14 protein-coding genes are annotated in these 22,184 nt (G+C 53.5%); 10 read left to right on the top strand and 4 right to left on the bottom strand.

Annotation, left to right across the window (positions count from 1 at the left end; genetic code table 11):
• Nucleotides 1-45: 45 nt before the first annotated feature.
• Both ACSV5M_RS17180 and ACSV5M_RS17185 read right to left on the bottom strand, forming a co-directional pair.
• Nucleotides 46-1,584 (bottom strand): hypothetical protein, encoded by a 1,539-nt coding sequence (locus ACSV5M_RS17180; RefSeq protein ID WP_439177645.1) that lies wholly within the window; start codon nt 1,582-1,584, stop codon nt 46-48.
• 230 nt (nt 1,585-1,814) lie between these two features.
• Entirely contained in the window at nt 1,815-2,966 is a 1,152-nt protein-coding gene (locus ACSV5M_RS17185) for an MFS transporter (RefSeq protein ID WP_439177647.1), read from the bottom strand.
• 583 nt (nt 2,967-3,549) lie between these two features.
• On the opposite strand from ACSV5M_RS17185, the gene ACSV5M_RS17190 reads away from it, so the two are divergent.
• The 4 genes from ACSV5M_RS17190 (at nt 3,550) to ACSV5M_RS17205 (ending at nt 12,154) form a co-directional block, all read left to right on the top strand.
• Nucleotides 3,550-4,707 carry an MdtA/MuxA family multidrug efflux RND transporter periplasmic adaptor subunit gene (locus ACSV5M_RS17190; RefSeq protein ID WP_439177648.1) on the top strand — a complete coding sequence of 386 codons (1,158 nt, stop codon included), beginning with the start codon at nt 3,550-3,552 and terminating at the stop codon, nt 4,705-4,707.
• A 193-nt stretch (nt 4,708-4,900) separates the two neighbouring features.
• A complete protein-coding gene (locus tag ACSV5M_RS17195; RefSeq protein WP_439177650.1) occupies nt 4,901-7,987 on the top strand; it encodes a multidrug efflux RND transporter permease subunit in 3,087 nt (1,028 codons plus the stop codon).
• Nucleotides 7,988-7,994: 7 nt separating this feature from the next.
• Nucleotides 7,995-11,093 carry an efflux RND transporter permease subunit gene (locus tag ACSV5M_RS17200; protein WP_439177651.1) on the top strand — a complete coding sequence of 1,033 codons (3,099 nt, stop codon included), beginning with the start codon at nt 7,995-7,997 and terminating at the stop codon, nt 11,091-11,093.
• Nucleotides 11,094-11,242: 149 nt separating this feature from the next.
• Nucleotides 11,243-12,154: a Gfo/Idh/MocA family protein gene (locus ACSV5M_RS17205; protein ID WP_439177653.1), complete on the top strand. Its 912-nt coding sequence runs from the start codon at nt 11,243-11,245 to the stop codon at nt 12,152-12,154.
• 3 nt (nt 12,155-12,157) lie between these two features.
• On the opposite strand, the gene ACSV5M_RS17210 is transcribed toward ACSV5M_RS17205, so the two are convergent.
• Nucleotides 12,158-13,108 (bottom strand): lipase family protein, encoded by a 951-nt coding sequence (locus ACSV5M_RS17210; protein WP_439177654.1) that lies wholly within the window; start codon nt 13,106-13,108, stop codon nt 12,158-12,160.
• Between the two features lie 182 nt (nt 13,109-13,290).
• On the opposite strand from ACSV5M_RS17210, the gene ACSV5M_RS17215 reads away from it, so the two are divergent.
• The gene (locus ACSV5M_RS17215) at nt 13,291-14,559 is read left to right on the top strand and encodes a hypothetical protein (RefSeq protein WP_439177656.1); all 1,269 of its coding nucleotides are present in this window, start codon (nt 13,291-13,293) and stop codon (nt 14,557-14,559) included.
• Between the two features lie 177 nt (nt 14,560-14,736).
• Entirely contained in the window at nt 14,737-15,528 is a 792-nt protein-coding gene (locus ACSV5M_RS17220; protein WP_439177657.1) for a TIGR01458 family HAD-type hydrolase, read from the top strand.
• A gap of 184 nt (nt 15,529-15,712) precedes the next feature.
• On the opposite strand, the gene ACSV5M_RS17225 is transcribed toward ACSV5M_RS17220, so the two are convergent.
• Nucleotides 15,713-18,367, bottom strand: a complete 2,655-nt coding sequence (locus tag ACSV5M_RS17225; RefSeq protein ID WP_439177659.1) for a TonB-dependent receptor plug domain-containing protein — start codon at nt 18,365-18,367, stop codon at nt 15,713-15,715.
• A 430-nt stretch (nt 18,368-18,797) separates the two neighbouring features.
• Here ACSV5M_RS17225 and ACSV5M_RS17230 point away from each other — a divergent pair, with 430 nt between their 5' ends.
• The 4 genes from ACSV5M_RS17230 to ACSV5M_RS17245 are packed head-to-tail and all read left to right on the top strand — an operon-like array spanning nt 18,798 to nt 22,179.
• Nucleotides 18,798-19,196 (top strand): hypothetical protein, encoded by a 399-nt coding sequence (locus ACSV5M_RS17230; protein ID WP_439177661.1) that lies wholly within the window; start codon nt 18,798-18,800, stop codon nt 19,194-19,196.
• Between the two features lie 26 nt (nt 19,197-19,222).
• Nucleotides 19,223-20,143 (top strand): phosphoribulokinase, encoded by a 921-nt coding sequence (locus tag ACSV5M_RS17235; protein ID WP_439177662.1) that lies wholly within the window; start codon nt 19,223-19,225, stop codon nt 20,141-20,143.
• Nucleotides 20,140-20,937 carry an HAD-IIB family hydrolase gene (locus ACSV5M_RS17240; protein ID WP_439177663.1) on the top strand — a complete coding sequence of 266 codons (798 nt, stop codon included), beginning with the start codon at nt 20,140-20,142 and terminating at the stop codon, nt 20,935-20,937. Before ACSV5M_RS17235 ends, ACSV5M_RS17240 begins: the two co-directional genes overlap by 4 nt.
• Before the next feature lie 18 nt (nt 20,938-20,955).
• Entirely contained in the window at nt 20,956-22,179 is a 1,224-nt protein-coding gene (locus tag ACSV5M_RS17245) for a glycosyl transferase (protein ID WP_439177664.1), read from the top strand.
• The last annotated feature ends 5 nt before the right edge of the window (nt 22,180-22,184 follow it).

The raw sequence follows: 22,184 nt of genomic DNA on the forward strand, positions 1-22,184 counted from the left end.
CGGTCTCGCACCCTTCTCCGCAATGTCTTCCGTACTATCCTGCATTTATTCGAAAAGATTAGAGCGACTTTCTTTTAATAAAGCCAGCAGATTCTGTTGTCGGATTTCATTGGATTCAGTGGGAGAAAGTCGATCCACCAGGTTCTCAAGTGTTCGCTCTTTTTGATGGTCTTCATGACGATCTATTTCGGCAAAATTCTGGTAGAAGCGCTCCAGTATGTCATGGGTTTTCTCACGCTCTACCAATAAACTATCTACATCGCCTGCTGACATATCCAGAGTGCGTGTCGTTTTACCGCTTTCGTATTCATTGACGTACACATAATTGCCGTTTGTAAAATCCGCTGCTTCCAGCCAGGGTAAGGGTTTGAAATAGCTGCTATGCAGTTCATAAAAAGATTCCTGTTGCAGCAGCAAACGTGCACCGTCGGTTTCGGCGCGCGTTGTCTGTCCCATCGTGAGATTCATCGCTGATACTTGTGTGCGATTTTCCGGGTTATAGGTGGTTGTTGCGCGGAAGCTGGCCGTGAAATCCGGTAATCCCGTATGAAATTCATCGGGCAGGCTTTTTTCTGCCGGCGAAGATGTCGGCAGTGTTAATTCATCCAGCAACAACACACTGCGCAGCCCATCCAGCATAAAACGCACCGACGCACTCTCCGTACCACGCGCATCGCCTGCCCGGCGAATTAAATCCAGGTATTGCTCGATGGTTTGCTGGGCCGTCGCGCGATCCGTTGGTAATATGCCATTAACGTGCGCAGTAATATCAAATTGATAACCGGCCACGTCTTCACCGCGCAAGCGACGGGTTTGCGTGGTTTCATCAAACGCATAGTCGTAATTCAGCGTATCGTAGACGTCGCCGTTGGGTTTGGATAATTCAAGTTTAAAGGATTGAATATTGGCATCATCAAAGGCAGCAAGGCCACGCAGTTCCGCTTTGCCGGTACGAAAAAATTCATCCGCCACTTCACCGAGTTTACTGGCGAGTTTATCGAGCGCTTGCTGTTCCGCTTCTGATAATTCACCAACCACATCAAACGCAAACTCCAGACTCTCTCCACCAGGACCTTGGCGACGCGTCATGCGAACCGTGATGTCATCACCCTCTTTGGTACGAATGGTCAGCAAAAAAGATTCCCGACGTTTACCCACCAACGCCGAGAAATCCGGCGAAAATTTCTCCGCTGCAATATCGCCCGGCACACTGAAATTGCGTGCCTCATTGCGAAAACTATTAGTCTCGGCGCTGAGCGCACCCACCTGACTCAAAAAACTTCCCGCACGAAAACTATGCGCGCGATCATTACGGAACGTTGACCATTCATTGAGTAGTTGCTGCGACAACGCCCCCGCAACAATGCCTGTTTGTTGCTGATAGCGCAGGTAAGTAACTTCTGCGGATGGCTTGCTATAGGTCGGCGTGGAGTTTTCAAATGCACCCAGACTAACTTGAGTCGAAGGCGAGTCCTGAATAGCGAGCGGCGATGCAGTGGGCTCAACCGTTTTATTTGCGGGAAGTACCGGGGCATTTACTGTTGCACCAGGTGTAATTAACGATGAGGTGGGTGATATCGACATAAACCGCTGTTCCCAAGCAAAACCAAAAACTACCGCACACTTGACGCTCGCACGATGCAAGTTTGGCGTTAGGCCATTGGTTTCGAAACCCTCAAGTCAGGGACGACTTGAGGGAGCTACAGGGATGTATTCATGCGTTTTCGAAACCAATGGCCTAACGACAAACGAACTACGAAGCACATTTACCTCACTATCGGCCAATACCTTCTCAACTTTAATCCCAACCAAATTTACCGCGTCACCAACCGCGCACAACTTGCCAAAGCCAATAATCCCAAAGCAACCAGCGCAAACGACACCGACAAACTACTGAATTGCGCCACAAAGCCGATCATTGCCGGACCAGCAAGGATACCCGCATAACCCAGAGTAGCTACAGCCGAAATCGCCAAACTCACCGGCATGGTTTTTTGATTACCGGCCGCCGTGAATAACACCGGCACAATGTTAGAAGCACCTAAGCCGATCAACACAAAACCTAAAAACGCCGCTTCACGCGCGGGCACCAGGACCGTTAATAAAAACCCCGCCGCCGCACAAATGCCGCCGAGAAAAATCACTTTTGTTCCACCCAGTGCCTGCACAATCCGATCACCCGTCAAACGTGCGACAGTCATAGCGACCGAAAAGCCCGCAAAGCCCAAACCGGCTTGCGCTGCATCGACATTACGCATGCTGGTAAGAAAAACCGCACTCCAGTCCAGCACTGAACCTTCCGCCAGAAACACCACAAAACATAAACAACCAATCAATAAAACCTTGCCGTGCGGCATAACGAACAACGGGTCGCGACTGGTGCTGCCGTAGGGCAACAAATGTGCGAAACACACAGCGAGCAATATCAGTATGACAACCGCCATCACGACCACCGCGATAAGCGGTGAAAACGCGAGCCACAACAATCCACTCACACCCGCCGCACCGAGAATACCGCCGAGACTGTAAAAGCCGTGAAAGCCCGACATCATCGAACGGCCACTGGCTTTCTCCACCATCACCGCCTGAATATTCATCGCCACATCCACCGTGCCCACCGACGCACCGAACACCAACAACGTCAGCGCCATGGTCAACACACTCGGCGCGCTGGTCAGGCACACCAGACTCACACACATCAATAACGCCGCCACCATAATCACCCGCCGACAACCCAGGCGACCGGTAAGCATCCCGGTAATCGGCATGGACGCGAGCGAACCGGCACCGAGGCACAACAACAATAAACCCAGCGTCGCTTCGTTAACAGCGAGACGCTCTTTCGCAAAAGGCACCAGCGGTGCCCAGCTGGCCATTCCCACACCGGCAATTAAAAACGCCGCGCGGGTAGACATTTGTTCAGCAAAACCGGGGACAGGATGAGAGGCGGAAGTAACAACGGACATAACATTCACCACAAAAAATACGCAAAGCGCAAAACGCCGGAAAAAGTGCCGGGCACTATATCACCGGGATAATTTCGGGATCAGGGGTGAAAGTGTAAAAAGACGTTTAGGTCGGGAAGTCGCTCTTGAACAAATCCATATTCGGAGCACAAAGGAGTTTCCGGACAGTGTTGGGAGACCGTCAGAGGCATGGACGACCTACATGGAAGTAGGAAGTTTCCCGAAGCGCCGGGAGCGCGAAGGGATGCCTATGCCGAGCCTACATGGATGTATTCACGGCGTGTCTCCCAACACTGTCCGGAAACTCCGCTCTCCAAGATGGCACCCCTTAAATAAGAAAACCAGAAATTCCATCAATCACAAAACGTTGGGAAATGTAAAACCGGTTGCTACCCCAACACTTAACACTTACGCTCCCTCAACCAAAGCAATAACAGCGCCAATGTTTACCGATTATTGTCGCCCATACGTATTAAGAAAAAGACCGGGAAATATCGGGAATTCTGTCAGGGTTTTCTGATCCACCCCACACCCCGTTCATTTACCCCCAGCGTCAGTCAGTAGGCTTAATGTAGGAATCTTCATGTTTGCACCTGTTTCCCGTTTATCCCGCGGCCAACGGTGGCTGTTGGCCGCAGTCCTCGTTGTTGTACTGCTGTTACTCTGGTTCTTTGTCTGGCGCTCACCGGCAGAAAAATTACCGCCGCCCCCCAACCCCTGGATGAGCCCGGTGCCGGTGCGCACGGTTACTGCCACTCGTGAAGATTTAAAAGTTCACATCAAAGCCATCGGCACCGTTACCCCGCTCAACACCGTCACGGTGCGCAGTCGAGTCGATGGCCCGCTGGTTGATGTCTCGTTTCAGGAGGGACAGCAGGTCAAGGCGGGGACGGTGCTAGCAGAGATTGATCCGGCGCCTTACCGCGTGCGTTTGGCACAGGCCGAGGGTACCTTGCAGGAAACCCGTGCACAGTTAAAAACCACCGAAGAAGACCTGGTGTTGTACAAGCGCCTCTACGAACAAAAATCCATTCCCAAGCAGCAACTGGATAAACAGGAAGCCCTGGTCGAGCAATTCAAGGGAACCTTAAAGAATCACCAGGCGCAGGTTGACGATGCGAAATTGCAGTTGTCCTATACCCGCATCGAGGCACCGATTGCGGGCCGCCTGGGCCTGCGCCGGATCGACGTGGGTAATATGATCAACGCCAGCGATACCGAAGGCTTGGTCAGCATTACCCAGACTCAACCTATCGCGGTGGTGTTTACCATTCCGGAAAACCAGTTGGTGGCGGTGCGCCAGTCTTATAACGCGGCGACTGAGGCGGAGCAACGCCTGGCTGTCGAAGCCTGGGATCGCAGCGAGCAACATCAGTTGGCCACTGGCGAACTCACCACCCTGGATAACCAGATTGATTCCGCCACTGGCACCCTGCGCTTAAAGGCACAATTTGCCAATGCGGACGACATGCTCTTCCCCAACCAGTTTGTGAACGCTCGCCTACACCTGCAAACCTTGGACAAGGCCATCACTATCCCGGTGGATGCCGTACAGTTCGGCTCCCAGGGGACTTACGTGTACACCATTGAAGACGGCAAAGCCAAAATCCGCCCAATTAAACTCGGCCCTACCGAGGGTGTGCGGGTGGCGATTGAAGAAGGTTTGCAGGAAGGTGAAGCGGTGGTGCTGGAGGGGATTGATCGGCTTAATGAAGGCCGTGAGGTTAAGGTGACGAATTAAGTCCGGGATTTGTCGGCTTACGCTGCGCTAAGCCGACCTACGTCACCGAGCTGGAATACCGTAGGTCGGATTAGCGCCAGCGTAATCCGACACCAGGATCGCCGAACAAACCAATATTGATAAACGGCACCGACGACAGATCAATAAATCTGTTTTGGTTTACCAATGAGTGACTGTTGATGAGACTGTTTCAATGAGTGTGTCCCGCCCTTTTATCCTGCGCCCGGTGGCAACGTCGTTATTGATGTTGGCGCTGCTGATGTCCGGCATCCTGGCGTGGCGGTTGCTGCCGGTGGCGGCTTTGCCGCAGGTGGATTATCCGATCATCCAGGTCTTTACCTTCAACCCCGGCGCCAGCCCGGACGTGATGGCACGGACCATCACCGCACCGCTTGAGCGTCGACTGGGGCAGATTCCCGGCTTGAAACAAATGTCCTCTACCAGCTCCACCGGGGCTTCGATTATTACCCTGCAGTTTTCGCTGGAAGTTGACCTGGGCGTGGCGGAGCAGGAAGTCCAGGCCGCGATCAACACCGCCAGCAGCTTATTGCCCGGCGACCTGCCGACACCGCCAATCTATCGCAAAGTGAATCCCGCTGACGCGCCTATCATGACCTTGGCGGTTACCTCTAAAAGCCTGCCGTTGCCCGAAGTTTACGACCTGATCGACACGCGCATGGCGCAGAAGCTGGCGCAGTTACCCGGCGTGGGGATGGTGAGCCTGGCAGGCGGCCAACGCCCGGCCATTCGCGTCAAGGTTAATCCGACGGCGCTGGCGTCGCTCGGTATGAGCCTTGAAGAAGTCCGCTCCGCTATCGTCACCGCCAACGCCAACCAGCCCAAGGGCAGCTTCGACGGCCCTTACCGCTCCACCATGCTCGACGCCAATGACCAGATCAAATCGGTCGAGGAATACGAAAACCTGCTGATAAATTGGAACGCCGGAGCACCGGTGCGCCTGAAAGACGTGGCCAAGGTGGTCAACGGTGCCGAAGATCGATTCCTCGCCGCTTGGGCCGATACACAACCTGCCGTGCTGATCAATATCCAACGCCAGCCCGGCGCCAATGTGATTGACGTGGCCGACAGCGTGCAAGCGCTGATGCCGCAGCTGACCTCCACCCTGCCCGCCGCTGTGGAGGTCACCGTGTTGACCGACCGCACCAATAGTATTCGCGCGTCTATTCGCGATGTGCAAAAAGAACTGATCTTCGCCATTTGCCTGGTGGTGCTGGTGACCTTCGTCTTCCTGCGCACAATTCCCGCCACCATTATCCCTAGTGTCGCCGTGCCCCTGTCGCTGGTGGGCACCTTCGGCGTGATGTACATGATGGGCTTCTCCATCAACAACCTGTCGCTGATGGCCCTGACTATTGCCACCGGTTTTGTAGTGGACGACGCCATCGTGATGCTGGAGAACGTGGCCCGCCACCGGGAAGAAGGCGAGTCGCCCTTGCAGGCGGCGTTAAAAGGTGCGGCGGAGATCGGCTTTACCTTGATCTCGTTGACAATTTCGCTGATCGCGGTGTTGATTCCGTTGCTGTTTATGGGCGACGTGGTTGGCCGTCTGTTCCAGGAATTCGCCATTACCCTGGCGGTTGCCATCGGTATTTCGCTGGTGGTGTCACTCACCCTGACGCCGATGATGTGCGCGCGCATGCTGCGCGATGCGCCGGCCCACGATGCGGCTGATCCCGGTTTTATGGATCGCCTGATTGCCCGTTACGGTATCTGGCTGGATCGGGTGTTGGAGCATCAACCGGCGGCCATGCTGGTGATGATCGGCACAGTCGTATTGACAGCTGGCTTATACCTGCTGGTGCCCAAAGGGTTCTTTCCGGTACAGGACAGCGGCGTGATCCAGGTGGTCACCGAAGCCCCGCAGGATATTTCCTTTGATGCCATGGCCGAGCGACAGCAATTGCTGGTCGAGCGGGTGTTGGCAGACCCGGACGTGGCGAGCCTGTCCTCCTTTATCGGCGTGGACGGCAGCAATATCACACTCAACAGCGGACGCCTGCTGATCAACCTCAAATCCCATGGCGAGCGCGATGCAACCGCAGGCGAGATTATTGATCGCCTGCGGGAAAACATTAAGGGCGTCACCGGGATTACCGCCTGGTTCCAGCCGGTGCAGGAACTCAGTATCGAAGACCGTATCAGCCGCACCCAATACCAATTCACCCTCACCACACCGGACAGCCAATTGCTGGATGACTGGGTGCCACAGGTGATTGAACGCCTGCGCCAGGAACCCGCATTGGCCGATGTGGCCAGCGACCTGCAAACCCAGGGACTCCAGGCTTATGTGGATATCGACCGCGATGCTGCTGCCCGCTTGGGCGTGCGGGTCAGTGATATCGCCGCCGCGCTGCAAAGTGCCTATGGCCAGCGACAAATCGCTACATTGTTTACCCAAGCCAATCAGTATCGTGTGGTATTGGAGGTTAATCCGGATTACGCGCAAGGGTTAAAAGCCCTGGAAACGACCTATGTGTCCAACAGCGCGGGCCAGCCGGTGTTATTGTCCACCCTTGCCAGGGTGACCCAGCGGCCCACCGCCCTGCTGATCAACCACCAGGGGCAATTTCCGTCGACCACCGTGTCATTCAATCTGGCCACCGGTGCATCCTTGGGTGAAGCCATTGATGCTATCGAAACCGCCCAACAGGAGCTGGCGATGCCGGCTGCGCTGGAGCTGCGTTTTCAGGGCGCCGCGGAAGCTTTCCGTGCCTCGCTCAGCAACACCTTGTGGCTGATCCTCGCGGCTGTGGTCACCATGTACATCGTACTGGGTGTGCTGTACGAAAGTTTTATTCACCCGGTTACAATCCTATCGACCCTGCCATCTGCCACTGTAGGGGCTTTGTTGGCGCTATTACTGACCGGGCGGCCATTGGATCTGATTGCAGTCATCGGCGTGGTACTGCTGATCGGCCTGGTGAAGAAAAACGGCATCATGATGGTGGACTTTGCGCTGGAAGCTCAACGCAAAGACGGCCTGACTCCCCGCGCGGCCATCCACCGCGCCGCCATGATGCGCTTCCGCCCGATCCTGATGACCACCCTCGCCGCGCTGTTTGGTGCAATTCCCCTGATGCTCGCCTCTGGTTCCGGCGCCGAACTACGTCAGCCCCTGGGCCTGGTGATGGTGGGTGGTTTGTTGGTTAGTCAGGTTCTGACCCTGTTCACCACACCAGTGGTGTACTTATTCTTTGATCGGTGGTTGAAGAACCGCCCGAACAAGGCCGAGCAACAGGCGTTGCCGTTGCGGGAGTAAGCGGATTATGAGCCTCGCACGCCCGTTTATCCGCCGCCCCGTTGCCAGTAGTTTGCTGGCAGTCGCGATTGTATTGGTGGGACTCCTGGCCTGGCGGATGCTGCCGGTGGCGCCTTTGCCGCAGGTGGATTTTCCGTCGATCCAGATTTACGCCTCTTTACCCGGCGCCAGCCCGGAAAGTATGGCCGCCACGGTTGCCACCCCCCTTGAACGCGCATTGGGCAGCATCCCCGGCGTGACCGGCCTGAATTCCAACTCCAGCCAGGGCGCGACCCAAATCTGGCTGGAATTCGATCTTGACCGGGATCTGGATTCCGCTGCCCGCGACGTGCAGGCCGCGCTCAATGCGGCGCGCGGCCAACTGCCGGCAGGAATGCCGGGCATGCCGACCTATCGCAAGATCAGCCCCTCCCAGGCACCGATTATGGCGTTGGCATTAAGCTCGCCTAACCTATCTCCCAGCGCGCTCTATGATGCGGCCTCTACCATCCTTGCGCAAAAACTGTCGCAGATTCGTGGCGTAGGTCAGGTGGGTATCGACGGCGCCTCCCTGCCAGCGGTGCGCATCCAGCTCAACCCCGGCTCCCTCGCCCATTACGGCATCGCACTGGACGAGGTACGCAACGCTATTGCCAATGCCAATGTGGTGCAGCCGCTCGGATTGCTGGAAGAAGACGAAAGTCGCTGGCAGATCCGCACCAGCGATACCCTGCGCAGCGCCGCTGACTATAAACCGCTGATCATCCGCTACCAGGAAGGCGCGCCGGTGCGTTTGCAGGATGTGGCGGAAGTGACCGATTCAGTGGAAAACCGCTACGCCAGCGGCTTCCACAACCAGCGCTCGGCGGTCACCCTGACAGTCAGCCGCCAGACCGGCGCCAACATCATGGAAACCATCGATGCCATCAACGAGCAACTGCCCGCCTTGCGCGCGCTAATGCCAACAGATACCGAGTTAAAAGTGGTGATGGATCGCTCCCCCGGCATTCGCGCCACGCTAAAAGAAGCACAGATCACTTTGCTGATCGCGGTGTTGCTGGTGGTCGGCGTGGTCTGGGTATTCCTCGGCAGTGCCCGCAGTGCGTTGATTCCCAGCCTGGCGATTCCGGTCTCGCTGATCGGGGCTTTTGCGGTGATGTACCTCTACGGCTTCTCGCTCAATAACCTGTCGCTGATGGCGTTGATCGTTGCGGCTGGCTTGGTAGTGGATGACGCCATCGTGGTGCTGGAGAACATCAAACGCCATATCGAGCGCGGGCTATCACCCTATCGCGCAGCGATTCGCGGCGCACACGAGGTGGGTTTCACCCTGCTGGCGATGAACATCACCCTGGTGGTGGTGTTCGTGTCGATCCTGTTTATGGGCGGCGTGGTAGAAAAACTCTTCCGCGAATTCTCCATCACCCTCGCCGCCGCCATGCTGATTTCACTCGCCGTCTCCCTCAGCCTGACGCCAAGTTTGTGTGCCCACCTGCTTAAACCCGATGCACCGCCGGTGCCGGGGCAGGAGAAAAAACCCACTATCTTCGACGACATCAAACACGGCTATGCCGTCAGCCTGAACTGGGCTTTGCGCCATAGCCTGCTGGTGATTCTGTTGTTAGCGGCAGTGATCGGCGTGAATTTTTATCTCTACGTCGCAATTCCAAAAACTATGCTGCCGGAGCAGGACACCGGCCAGCTAACCGGCTGGATTCGCGGCGACGACGGCTTCTCCTTCCAGATCATGCAGCCCAAGATCGAGGAGTTCCGCCAGCTACTCTTATCCGACCCCGCAGTTGAAGACGTCTTCGGCGCTAGTGGTGGCGGCATGGGCGTGAGCAATGCCTGGATGCGTGTGAGTCTGAAACCCATGGCCGAACGCGGTGTGCCTGCTGAAGAGGTGGTGGATCGCATACGGCGACGTATGCCGCAAATTCCCGGGGGCATCCTGATGATCGGCGTAGACCAGGATATTCGTTTGAACTCGCCTTTCAGTCGCAGTGAACAGGAATTGTTAATGCTCTCCAGCGAAGTGGAACCGCTGCAAAAATGGGGCGTGAAAGTCACCCAAGCGATGGAAAAACTGCCGGAGCTGACCAGCATCGACGGCGAACGCGGCGAAGGCGCCCAGCAGGTAGTGATTAATATCGACCGCGAAGCAGCACAACGCCTGGGTGTGGATATGGCCATGGTGGCTTCGCTGCTCAATAACTCTTTCTCGCAGCGACAAGTCTCCACCATGTACGACGAGTTCAACCAATACCGGGTGGTGATGGAGCTCGAGCCTGAATACACCTCGACACCGGCGTCACTCGAGCAGATTCAGGTGATTACCCGCGATGGCAGCCGCGTTCCGCTCTCGACCTTTGCGACCTTTGGCTATGGCCTGGCCAACGACCGGGTACGTCACACCGGGCAATTTGCCTCGGTGAGTATTGGCTACGATCTGGCAGAAGGTGTCACCGCTGAACAGGCCCGTGCAGCCATCGATAATTTGCTGGCAGAGCTGATGGTGCCCTCGGAAGTTCATGTGGGTCCGCCGGGTAGCAAACAGGCGGGATGGGGACCGAGCACACCGGGCACCGATCAGAACCAGGCATGGTTGATCCTGGGCGTATTGCTGGCGGTGTATCTGGTGTTGGGGATTTTGTATGAAAGTACGATTCATCCATTAACCATTCTCTCTACCCTGCCCTCCGCCGGTGTGGGCGCTCTGCTGGCGTTGCGGCTGAGTGACACGCCCTTCAGTTTGATTGCGCTGCTGGGTTTGTTTCTGCTGATCGGTATCGTGATGAAGAACGCGATCCTGATGATTGATTTTGCGCTGGAAGCCGAGCGCCGCGATGGTTTGTCATCCCGTGAATCCATTTATCAGGCAGCATTGCTGCGCTTGCGCCCGATTTTAATGACCAACCTTGCCGGTCTGCTGGGTGCCATTCCATTGGTATTGGGCTTCCACGAAGGATCTGAATTGCGTCGCCCGCTGGGGATCACCATCATCGGCGGTCTGGCGGTCAGCCAACTCCTGACGCTCTACACCACACCGGTGGTCTATCTTTACATGGAACGCCTGCGTCAATGGGGCCTGCGCCGCAAATCGGTATTGGTTGCCCGTAACCCGTAGGTCGGATTAGCGCAGCGTAATCCGACATCTGTTCCGTAAAACGTAGCGCTTACAATACCGCACGTGTGTTGTCGGATTATGCCTTCGGCTAATCCGACCTACGTGTTCCGATAATACGGTTAAGCGAATCATATTTGGATGGAATATCTATGCGTATTGCAATGATCGGTCTGGGCGATATTGCCCGTAAAGCCTATCTACCGGTGGTAGCAAATCATCCGGAAATTACTCCGCTGTTGTGCACGCGTAATGCGCAAACACTTGCGGCGCTCGCGCAACAATATCGGGTGGCCGATTGTTTTAATACTGTGGAAAGCCTGCTCGCCGCCAAACCGGATGCGGCAATGATTCATAGCAACACCGAAAGCCACGCTCATATTGCCACGCAATTATTAAACGCAGGTATTCCGACGTTTATTGATAAACCGCTCAGTTACCAATTGCACGAATGTGAAGCGCTGTTGAACCTCGCCGCGCAAAAAAATATTCCGTTAACCGTCGGTTTCAATCGCCGCTTTGCACCGCTGATTGCACCCCTGGCAGATGTCGCTAACCCGCTTCATATTCACTGGCAAAAAAATCGGGTGAACCTGCCTAATAAGCCGCGCATCTTTATCTACGATGATTTTATTCATGTGCTCGACAGCCTGCGTTTTCTCGCACCGGGCATATTGCAAAACCTGCACATTACCACCCACGGAAAAACCAACGCCCTAGGCGCTATTCAGGTGCAGTGGCAGCGCGATAAAACCTTGCTGACAGCGAGTATGAATCGCGTCAGTGGGGTAACCGAAGAACGGGTTGAATTTTTCGCGCCGCAGCAAAAATGGCAAATCGACAGCCTGACTAACGGCGTGCATTATGAAGATAACCAGGCCCGCTCCCTGGGCTTTGGCGATTGGGAAAACACGCTCTACAAGCGCGGCTTTGTCACTATGATCAATACCTGGGTGGCGCAAGTACACAGTGGCCAGTTAAGTGCGCACGATGACATACTCGCCACCCACGCACTCTGCGAGCGCGTCGTAAATAAAGCCGAGATGATGCTCAGCAACAATTAATCATTAACGGTATTTAGGCAAGATCGACGGATCGCTATCGGTTTGCGGCGCGTCCAGTAAATATAAATAACTGTTGTGATTGTGTTGTGCCCCCACCTGATCGAGATAACCGATAGACTCCGGCAACTGCACCTGCGGCAATTTAATGATGACTTGCGGTTGCTGCCAATGACCGGCCAGTTCAGCGATACCAATAGCCGCATCAATGGCCAACCGATATAACTCTGGCACCGCTTCGGGCACCTTATCTTTCACAATATCTTTTAGACCGGCATAACCGAAAGGCACAACATCCAGCGGATTAATGACCTGAAAAGACGTCGCATGTTGGCTAAGCCAATTGGCAAAATCCGGGTCGCCTGCCGTGGGGGGTGCAAAACCATAACCCACACAATTCACCTTGCCATCCCAACTCGCCGATTGACTCAGCACCCAGGGCACAAACAGGGTAACCAAGCCCGCGCCCTGACTGTGGCCAGTAACATAGATGGTGATGTCGGTCTGCTTGCCTACACGACTGAAGAATTGCGCGAGGGATTCACCACTATCTGGATCACGCCCGCTTAATAACGCCTGCTGCGCCTCCAGAAAATGGGACGACACCTTGCCCTTTGGTACAGCGTCCGGTGCGGTCGAGGCAGGAAAAAACGGAAAGGTTTTTTGTTCGGTGGGCACGTCTTCCCAAATACTGCCGCGCTGATCGACCGTACCGCGCAATACGATGGAGTATTCAGCGGTTTGCGCGTGTTGGGCCACAAATACCAGGTTATCGCCCCACCCGTGCACCACTGGTCCCCACACCAACGACCACAAACCCTGCGTCGCATAGTGGGTTTTCAGCAGTTCCTGGATCAGTGCCTGTTTTAATTTATTGATCGCCAAACCCTCATCAACGTAAGCCAGCCCCGCCAACGTCATTTGTACTCCAGCCTGTTGTTGGTCGAATGTTGTCATCTGGTTTTCCCTAAAGTGTGGTAGTGATTGAAAATCCATTAGAAGCATAGACTAAAAATTTTTTAGGAGAGCCTGACACCCCTACTGAAAAGGCCCCAGGCACTCTGCTAAGATGTCGCGAACTACCACCTGCTGTGCTTGTCTTTATCCCTACTCCTCCCAAAAAAACCAATGAGTCGCTTATGCCGTTGATTGATCGTCGCGTTACCCTCGTTTACACCCTGTTTTATGCCCTTGTCTTCAGCTCCTGGTCGCTATCGGCGGGGGCTGATGAGACTCCCTACTACCAACTTGATTACACCGTGGAGCTGCAACCGGAAAAAGATCGGGCATTTGTCATCATGGAAGTTGATCGCGGCGACCTGTTGCGACACATCGAATTCGACGTCAAGCGCGATGTGTATACCAACATCAGCGCGAACGGCGAGTTTATGATCAAAGACGGGCGCGCCATCTGGAAACTACCCGAAGAAGACGCACGCCTCTCGTTGTACATTAAAATTACCCACGAGCGCGATCCCGGCGAGTTCGATGCGATGATGACCAAAGACTGGGCAATCTTTCGCGGCGACGACATCATCCCGGCCATCCATACCTACGAAGCGCCCGGCGCCACCGCCAAAGCCACACTGGAATTCAAACTGCCTAAAGGCTGGAGCATTGAAACCGGATGGCCGCGCAAACGCGGTACCACGTTTCGCATCGACAATCCCGAGCGCCGCTTTGATCGTCCCACCGGTTGGATGATCGCCGGCGACCTCGGCACCCGCCGCAGCAAAATTGGTAACACCAGTATTGCCGTCAGCGCACCCAAAGGTTCCAACCTGCGTCGGATGGATGCCCTAACCTTCCTCGGTTTTGTCTGGCCGGAGCTGGAGAAAGCCTTTGGCGAATCGCCCGAAAAATTATTGATTGTCGGCGGTGATGACCCACTCTGGCGCGGTGGTTTGTCCGCTTCCAATTCCTTGTTTTTGCATTCTGATCGACCGATGGTCGGCGAAGACGGCACCAGCCCGATTGTTCACGAATTGGTGCATATGGTAACGCGCATCAGTGCCGTCAAAGAGAAGCACTACAGCGACGACTGGATTGCAGAAGGGTTGGCGGAGTTTTATTCCATTGAATTGTTGTACCGCGCCAACGGCATGCCGAAAGAAAGACGCAATCACATCATGAGCAGGCTGCGTAAAAAAGGCGCTGAAGTTGAAAACCTGCGGACCAAGCGTTCTTATGGCGCGATCACCGCAAGAGCCGTGGTATTACTCGATGAGCTCGACCGGGAAATTCGCGCGCGCAGTAAAGGCGAGCATACCATCGACGATGTGACCCGCGCGTTGATTCCTATTCGCAAAGTGTCGCTGGACGACCTGCGCGATGTGACCGAAAGCTTGATTGGTCCGAACATCAAGACGTTGCAATCACCGCTATTAAAAGTACCCAAGGCCAATTAACGTTTGGCAATAGCAAAAAAACGAATGCGCTATTTTTGTGCATAGAAATTCAAAGTCACAGGGACGTGCCAACCGTTAAATCTGTTTGCAGAATCAGCGAATAAGGCATAAGTTTACAAGAGCAACTAAATCCCGGTGAACTCGGTAAATTCCATGTCCCTGTGCAAGGAGTTTGTTATGCCATCAAATTCCCTTCAGCTGATTCTTCTCGACCTCGACGGCACGCTTTACATTGGCAAGGATATTATTCCCGGCGCACCCGCCGCCCTATCCGCACTGCGCCAGCAAGGTTATGCCCTGCGCTTTCTCACCAACACCACCACCCGTTCACACGCCGAGCTGCTCACACAATTGCGCGCGATGGATTTTGTGGTGGACGACAATGAATTAATCAGCGCACCCGCTGCCGCCCGTTTAGAGTTACGCGCGATGCAAGAAAAACGCGGCGAGAAAATCCGCATCTGGCCCGTCGTGGCAGATGCTATCAAAGCAGATTTCGCACAATTTACTCTTGATGAACAACAACCGGATTTTATTGTGCTGGGCGATATTGGCGACCAATGGAACCTGGCCCTGATTAATCGCCTGTTCAATGCCATGCATAGCGGCGCGCAATTAATTTGCCTGCATAAAAACCGTTTCTGGCAAACCGCCGACGGCTTAAAAGCTGATATTGGCTTTTTCGTCGCCGGGCTTGAATATGTCACCAATCAAACCGCGCAAATCATGGGCAAGCCCACGGCTGCTTTCTTTCAGCGGGTGCTGGATTCCGCTGGCGTGAGCGCTGACAACACGTTATTGGTAGGCGATGATCTGGATAGCGATGTCGGGGGCGCGCAGGCCATGGGAATTAAAGGGGTGTTGGTAAAAACCGGGAAATTTCGTCAGAGTTATCTGGATAGTTCGGATATTAAGCCGGATGGGATATTGGATACGGTTACTGAATTGCCGGGGTGGTTGGAATCTTAATCAGAATAAAACAAATGTTACAGCGGTACTTCGTTATACGTTTGTCATTAGGGCTTTGGTTTCTAAACCAAAGCCCTAACCCCAAACTTGCATCGTGTAACCGTCAGTTTACTTGCGATTTACAATTTTCATAGAATTTTAATTACAAAGAATCCTTTCTCGGAGTTTCATCAGAATTCACTTATTAAAAACTATACCCCACCTTTGCATACCAGAACGCACCATTAAAACCAAAAGGTGCGGAGCGGCGTGAATAGGTGAAGATGCCGGGGCTGTCGGCAATGACGTTGCCGCCCGGCGCGTCTTCCAGTGCACCGCCGCGAGCGTTACCGATGGTATTTTTATCCGGGTATTCGTCGAAGATATTATTGCCACCCAGACTCAATGTCAGTCCATTGTCAAAACCGTACTCCACATTGAGGTCGGTTAATACCTTAGCGCCGTAGGTCTGACGGCCGCCGTCTTCGACGGTGTACTCGCCGTAACGGTTCAGCGCCAGGTTAACGCGCCAGTTGTCCAGTTGATAATAACCGCTCAGACTGATGCGATCTTCCGGCTGCCATTCTTCGATGATAGAAATATCTTGCGAACTGAATACCACATCGGCATCGAGTTGCGCGAGCGATCCCGCTTGCGAGGTGAACAAATCTACCACGTCGGTTTCAGTTTTATTGCCGGCCAGGGTTAAATCCAGATTGCCGCCCAGGAAATTGATGCCGGCGTAGTTAATTACGAGATCAACACCGCGCGTTTCGGTGTTTGCGCCGTTAAGAAAAAATTGTCCTGCACCGGCGCCCACGGCTTCCAGCGCATCACCCAGGGTACCGCTGGGATCATCGGCACCGCTCAGGCGGTTACTGATCACAATGCGGTCATCGATATCGATCGCGTAGTAATCCAGCGTGATAGTCAGTTGATCCACAGGGGTTAGCACAAAACCTGCGCTGTAGTTGGTTGACTCTTCCTCTTTCAACTGCGGAATACCGATGGCTTGGGCGAGTTCGCTGTCGTTGCGAAAGGTACCAACCTCAACCAGAATTTGCGGTCCAGTCGGGTCAGCCGGATTGGTGACAAACTGCGTGCCGATGTTATTGAAATATAACTGCTGCATGGAGGGCGCGCGAAAACCGGTGCTTGCTGCCGCGCGCAGACGCAGGATGTCATTCACTGCCCAATTGGCACCCAATTTGTAATTGGTGGTGTTGCCGAAATCTTCGTAATCATCAAACCGAATCGCAGCAGTTACCAATACGCTGTCAGTCAATTGATAATCCGCGTCAACAAAGGCAGAGATCACACTGCGGTCTTCATCCACCGATGACGCGGGTGCAATACCGGGAAAGCCCTGGATGCCGCCGCCGGCATCTTGCGGGTACAAAGCGACCCCGCCGTTTTCAAGGTCTGTATCGTAATCCAGATAGGAATACTCTTCGCCGGGGATAATCTTGTAATCGTCAATGCGGTATTCAAATCCCGTCGCTATCGAAAGATCACCAAAGGTGTTATCAAAATCGATGTTGAACGTCTGCAATCCCAATTCCAAACCGTAGGCGTACGCCGAGCGGGGGATGCTGCTGCGAATCTCTTCATCGGTTAAGCCTTCTTCATAATTTAAATAATTAACGTAGGAATAGTTAATGGAATTACTGGTGTCATAATCAATTTCGTTACGGCCATTGGTGTAGGAAACATCCATATCCCAGCCATTGGCGAATTCGATGCGGTAACCGATATTGGCTGAGAAGTCATCGATTTGCGAATTGATATGGGGCAGGAATCCGAGCGGAATAACATTATCGCCATCATCCAGCGCGGCGGAATAGCCCGAACTGGGATTACGATATAACGCACCAGAGGTGGATTCGCGCTCGGAGTAAGTGACAAAGCCGTAAGCTTCACCAGCACCGACATCAACCGCACCATTAAGGATTAGTGCTAATTGTTCCGAGTCGGCGTCGCCAATCCGATAAACATCGCGATTAAAATCAATTTCACGCGGATCAGCGGCTTCGACAAAGCCGTTATCGTCACTGTCAACACACCCGCCAAAAACGCAGTCGCCCGGTACGCCGGCGCGGTTGGTTCTGCCGCGATCACGGAAATTCAGAGTCATGTTGATATACCCGGTATCACCCAGGTTAAAGCCTTTATTCACATCCAGGTTAATGGTTTCACCGTCGCCTTCAGCGTACTCGCCATAATAAGCACTGACGTTACCGCCTTCGTCTGCATCGCGCAGCACGATGTTAATCACGCCCGCGATAGCATCCGAACCGTATTGCGCTGCGGCGCCATCGCGCAGGACCTCAATACGTTTTATGGATGCCGCTGGAATTGCATTCATATCGACACCGGCTGTGCCGCGTCCCACAGAGGTATTGATATGAATTAATGATGCCTGATGGCGACGTTTGCCGTTGATTAACACCAGCGTTTGATCCGGCCCCAATCCTCGCAAGGTCGCGGGTCGCAGTGCGTCGGTACCGTCACTGATGGTGGACGACGAAAAATTAAATGAAGGCGCGAGGCTTTGCAGCATGCGCCCGACTTCCGTCTGTCCGGTTTTTTCCAGCGCTTCGGTATTGAGCACATCCACAGGTACAGGTAAATCTTCAGCGGTACGCCCACGCGTCCGGCTGCCGACAATCAAGAGTTCTTCTACCGCCTGCGGCTGATCACTCGGCGCATTTTGCGCCTGGGTTATTGCACTACCGATGGCCAAGGGTAATGGCAATAGCATGGCAGCAAATAAAGAAACCGGGCGTTTTTTTGTTACTGGATGTAATGCGTGAAAGGGGGGTTGATCCAACTGCGAACAAAAAGCGGGGTGAGTTGACATGCAGGCTCTCCAATAATCCGTGAGGGTTGTCAGCTGCAGCAGGGGATCATCAGGGTGATAATCCCGCCACATCGTCCGCTACCATAAATTTATCCCGCAGGAAGTGATAATATTTTTTCTATCTTTAAAGCGAAGCGTTAGTTGTTCATTGTTATAAAAACGCGTATTTAAAAAAACAATTTTGAATTGTCGTGATCTGGGTCAAACAATCGAAAAAAAGCGTGGCGGGTTATGATCCTGCTTTTCGTTAAGGCTGTTTTTCTGTGGGATCAGCTTTTATTTCACTTTGGTCTGTCGCATTATCTTGCATGCAAATGGCGTTGATTTAGGAGCGGAGGACTTTTTCTCTTCACCAAACACCCGTATTATGTCGGCCTATTCAACATGGCTACTCAACAGCCCGACGCTACAACCATGAAAGGACTACTCTGTGCCCGCCTCACGAAAACTCCCCACCTTGTTCGCATCATTAATCATTAGTCTCGCAACTGCCAACACCTGTGCCGATGTAGTGATCACACCTAACTTGGGCCGCAGCAAGATCGATTTAAAGCCCGCCTATGCCATCGACGGTGAAGGCACGCGGGTGGACGGCACCCACACCGGCGTGTCAGTGGGTTATCGCTTTGATGCCAATATACTGATTGGCGGTAATCTGTCGTTTACCTATGGCGATAATTTATTCAGCGCAGCTGATGATTATCGATTGTACGAAGGCAAGGCTTTTATCGGCTATGTGACTTTATCTTCGGGCGAACCAAATCCATTCGTGGCGGCGTTAGCTTTCAATTTTGATCAGCACGCTGCGTTCTGGTCTCCATATTGCTAGTAGTCATTCATGATGAGGACCAATTTATGCAATGGGATGATGTGTTGCCGGCGGTGCGTGATGTAATAGCAGAACAACAATTGCCGGAGGATTTTCTCGGGGTGTGCCAGCGGTTTTATTTTCCGCTGGCACGTTATCTGTTATCACGTAAGCAGATGCACCCTATGCCGCTGGTCATCGGCATCAATGGTGCACAAGGCACGGGCAAATCGACGCTCGCCGCCCTGTTGCAGTGCATGCTTGAGAATGGCGCGCACAAACCTTGTGCTAATGTGTCTATTGATGATCTCTACCTGACGCGCGCGGAACGCGAGAAACTTTCGCAACGCGTGCATCCGTTATTAGGCACACGCGGTGTTCCCGGTACGCATGATATTGAGCTTGGCCTGGCGTTATTTGAGAGTTTACAACGGACTCCTGATTACGGTGTGATTACATTACCTCGCTTCGATAAAGCACGGGATGATCGCAAACCGGTGAAAGAATGGTCGCAACAACCGCTACCGGTAGACTTTATTATTTTTGAGGGCTGGTGCGTTGGGGCGGTCGCGCAGCCTGCACACCAACTTGTCACACCCGTCAATGCGTTAGAGGCCACAGAGGATAGCGATGGTCATTGGCGGCGTTACGTAAACCAGCAATTAGCAGAGCAATACCCGGCCTTATTTGAGCAGTGCGATTTGTTAATCATGCTTAAAGCGCCCTCCATGGAAGCCATTGAAGACTGGCGCTGGCTGCAAGAACAAAAACTGATTGTCAAAACCGGCGGTACAGGTCAGGGATTGATGACCCACGCGCAGGTCAAACGGTTTATTCAACATTATGAAAGATTAACCCGTTATATTTTGCAGGAAATGCCCCATCGCGCGGACCTGGTTTTTCATCTCACGGAAGACCATTACATTGAGCGGGCCACTGGTTCCCTGGCGAGAGAGATGATCTTATGATGCTACTGATTTTTACTGATCTGGACGGCACTCTACTGGATCATCACACCTACAGCTACACGCCCGCCCTGCCCGCGCTTACCGATATAAAAAACCGCCACCATCCCCTGATCCTCGTCTCCAGTAAAACCCGCGCTGAATTACTTGACTTGTCCAACGAACTGCACCTGGAATTTCCATTTATCAGTGAGAACGGTGCCGCCATACACTGGCAAGAAAACAATGCATGGCAGTGCCAGGCATTTTCTCCGCCGCGCGATCATATAGATAAGATCTTGCAGGAATTGCGCACACGCAAAGGCTATCGTTTTACAGCGTTTATGGATTGTACTACCGAGGACATCGCAACAATCACAGATTTGCCGCTTGATAAAGCACAGCGGGCCAACGCCCGGGAATACACAGAGCCGTTATTGTGGCACGACACACCGGAACAACTATCAAGCTTTCTCCATCAGCTCAAAGAACACGGTTTACAAGCCGTTCAGGGCGGGCGCTTTCTCAGCGTAACGGGACAGTTCAATAAAGCCAGTGCCATGCAATGGCTTGTGCAACGCTACCAGACGCATCAACCACTGTTAACCGTGGCCTTGGGCGATAGCCCCAATGACGAAGCCATGTTGCAGGCAGCAGATATCGCGGTGGTCATTCAATCTCCTCGATCAGCACAGCTTGAGATTACTCAACCGCAGTGGATTATTCGCACCACACAACCCGGCCCTCTAGGTTGGCAGGAAGCGATGGAACAAATTCTCACAAGCGATTTAAACGCATTTCATTCCAATAACAACTGATAACTGACGAGGTGCAAGATGGGCGACTTTCATCAAACCGGTATGATCACCACACTCCACAACATCGCCAAGCGACCGGTAGATGCCATGGAGGCAGAACTGAATCAATTTAAGACGACGCGACCCATGTCCCTGGTGCTACCGTCACTTTATTCAGAGTTGGCCGGTGAGGCGCTGGCTAATATTGTTAACGAATTAACCCGGGTTCCTTACCTCAATGAAATTGTGATTGGGCTGGACCGTGCCAACCGCGATGAATACCAACACGCGCTGACCTATTTCAAACAACTGCCCCAGTATCATCGCGTGTTGTGGAATGACGGGCCGCGCTTGATGGCCATTGATGCACAATTGCAATCACTGGGCCTTGCGCCCAACCAACTGGGTAAGGGCCGCAATGTGTGGTATTGCTTTGGTTACGTACTGGCATCCGGGCGCGGTATGTCCGTAGCATTGCATGATTGCGATATCGTCACGTACCACCGCGAACTGTTGGCGCGTTTGATTTATCCCGTGGCAAATCCTGCGTTTAATTATGAATTCTGTAAAGGCTTTTACGCACGCGTCGCGACTAACAAGATGGGGGGACGTGTCAGCCGTTTATTTGTCACGCCTTTGCTGCGCACCCTGAAAAAAATCTGCGGTTACAGCGAGTATCTGGAATATCTCGACAGCTTTCGCTATCCACTGGCCGGCGAATTTTCCCTGCGCACGGATGTGATCAACGACTTGCGCATCCCCAGTGACTGGGGCCTGGAGATTGGCGTGTTATCCGAGATGCATCGCAACTACGCCACCAACCGTTTGTGCCAGGTAGATATCGCCGATATTTATGACCATAAACACCAGGACACTTCCACCGAGGATGCCGACAAAGGTTTATCCAAGATGAGTACTGATATTGCCAAAGCCTTGTTTCGCAAACTGGCTACCAATGGTGAAGTGTTTTCCACGGAAAAAATTCGGACCATCAAGGCCACCTACTACCGTATTGCACTGGATTTTGTCGATACCTACCACAATGATGCACTGATTAACGGCCTGGGTTACGACCGCCACATTGAAGAAGCCACGGTGGAACTATTTGCGCAAAATGTCATGCGCGCCGGGGAGTTTTTTCTGGAAAACCCTATGGACCGGCCGTTCATTCCCAGCTGGAACCGGGTGATCAGCGCCATTCCGGATATTCTCACCCAACTCAAACAAGCCGTCGAAGACGATCACCGGGAATTTTCTGCTTAGGGCCA

Source organism: Cellvibrio sp. ARAG 10.3 (genome assembly GCF_051846955.1).
Lineage (GTDB): Bacteria > Pseudomonadota > Gammaproteobacteria > Pseudomonadales > Cellvibrionaceae > Cellvibrio.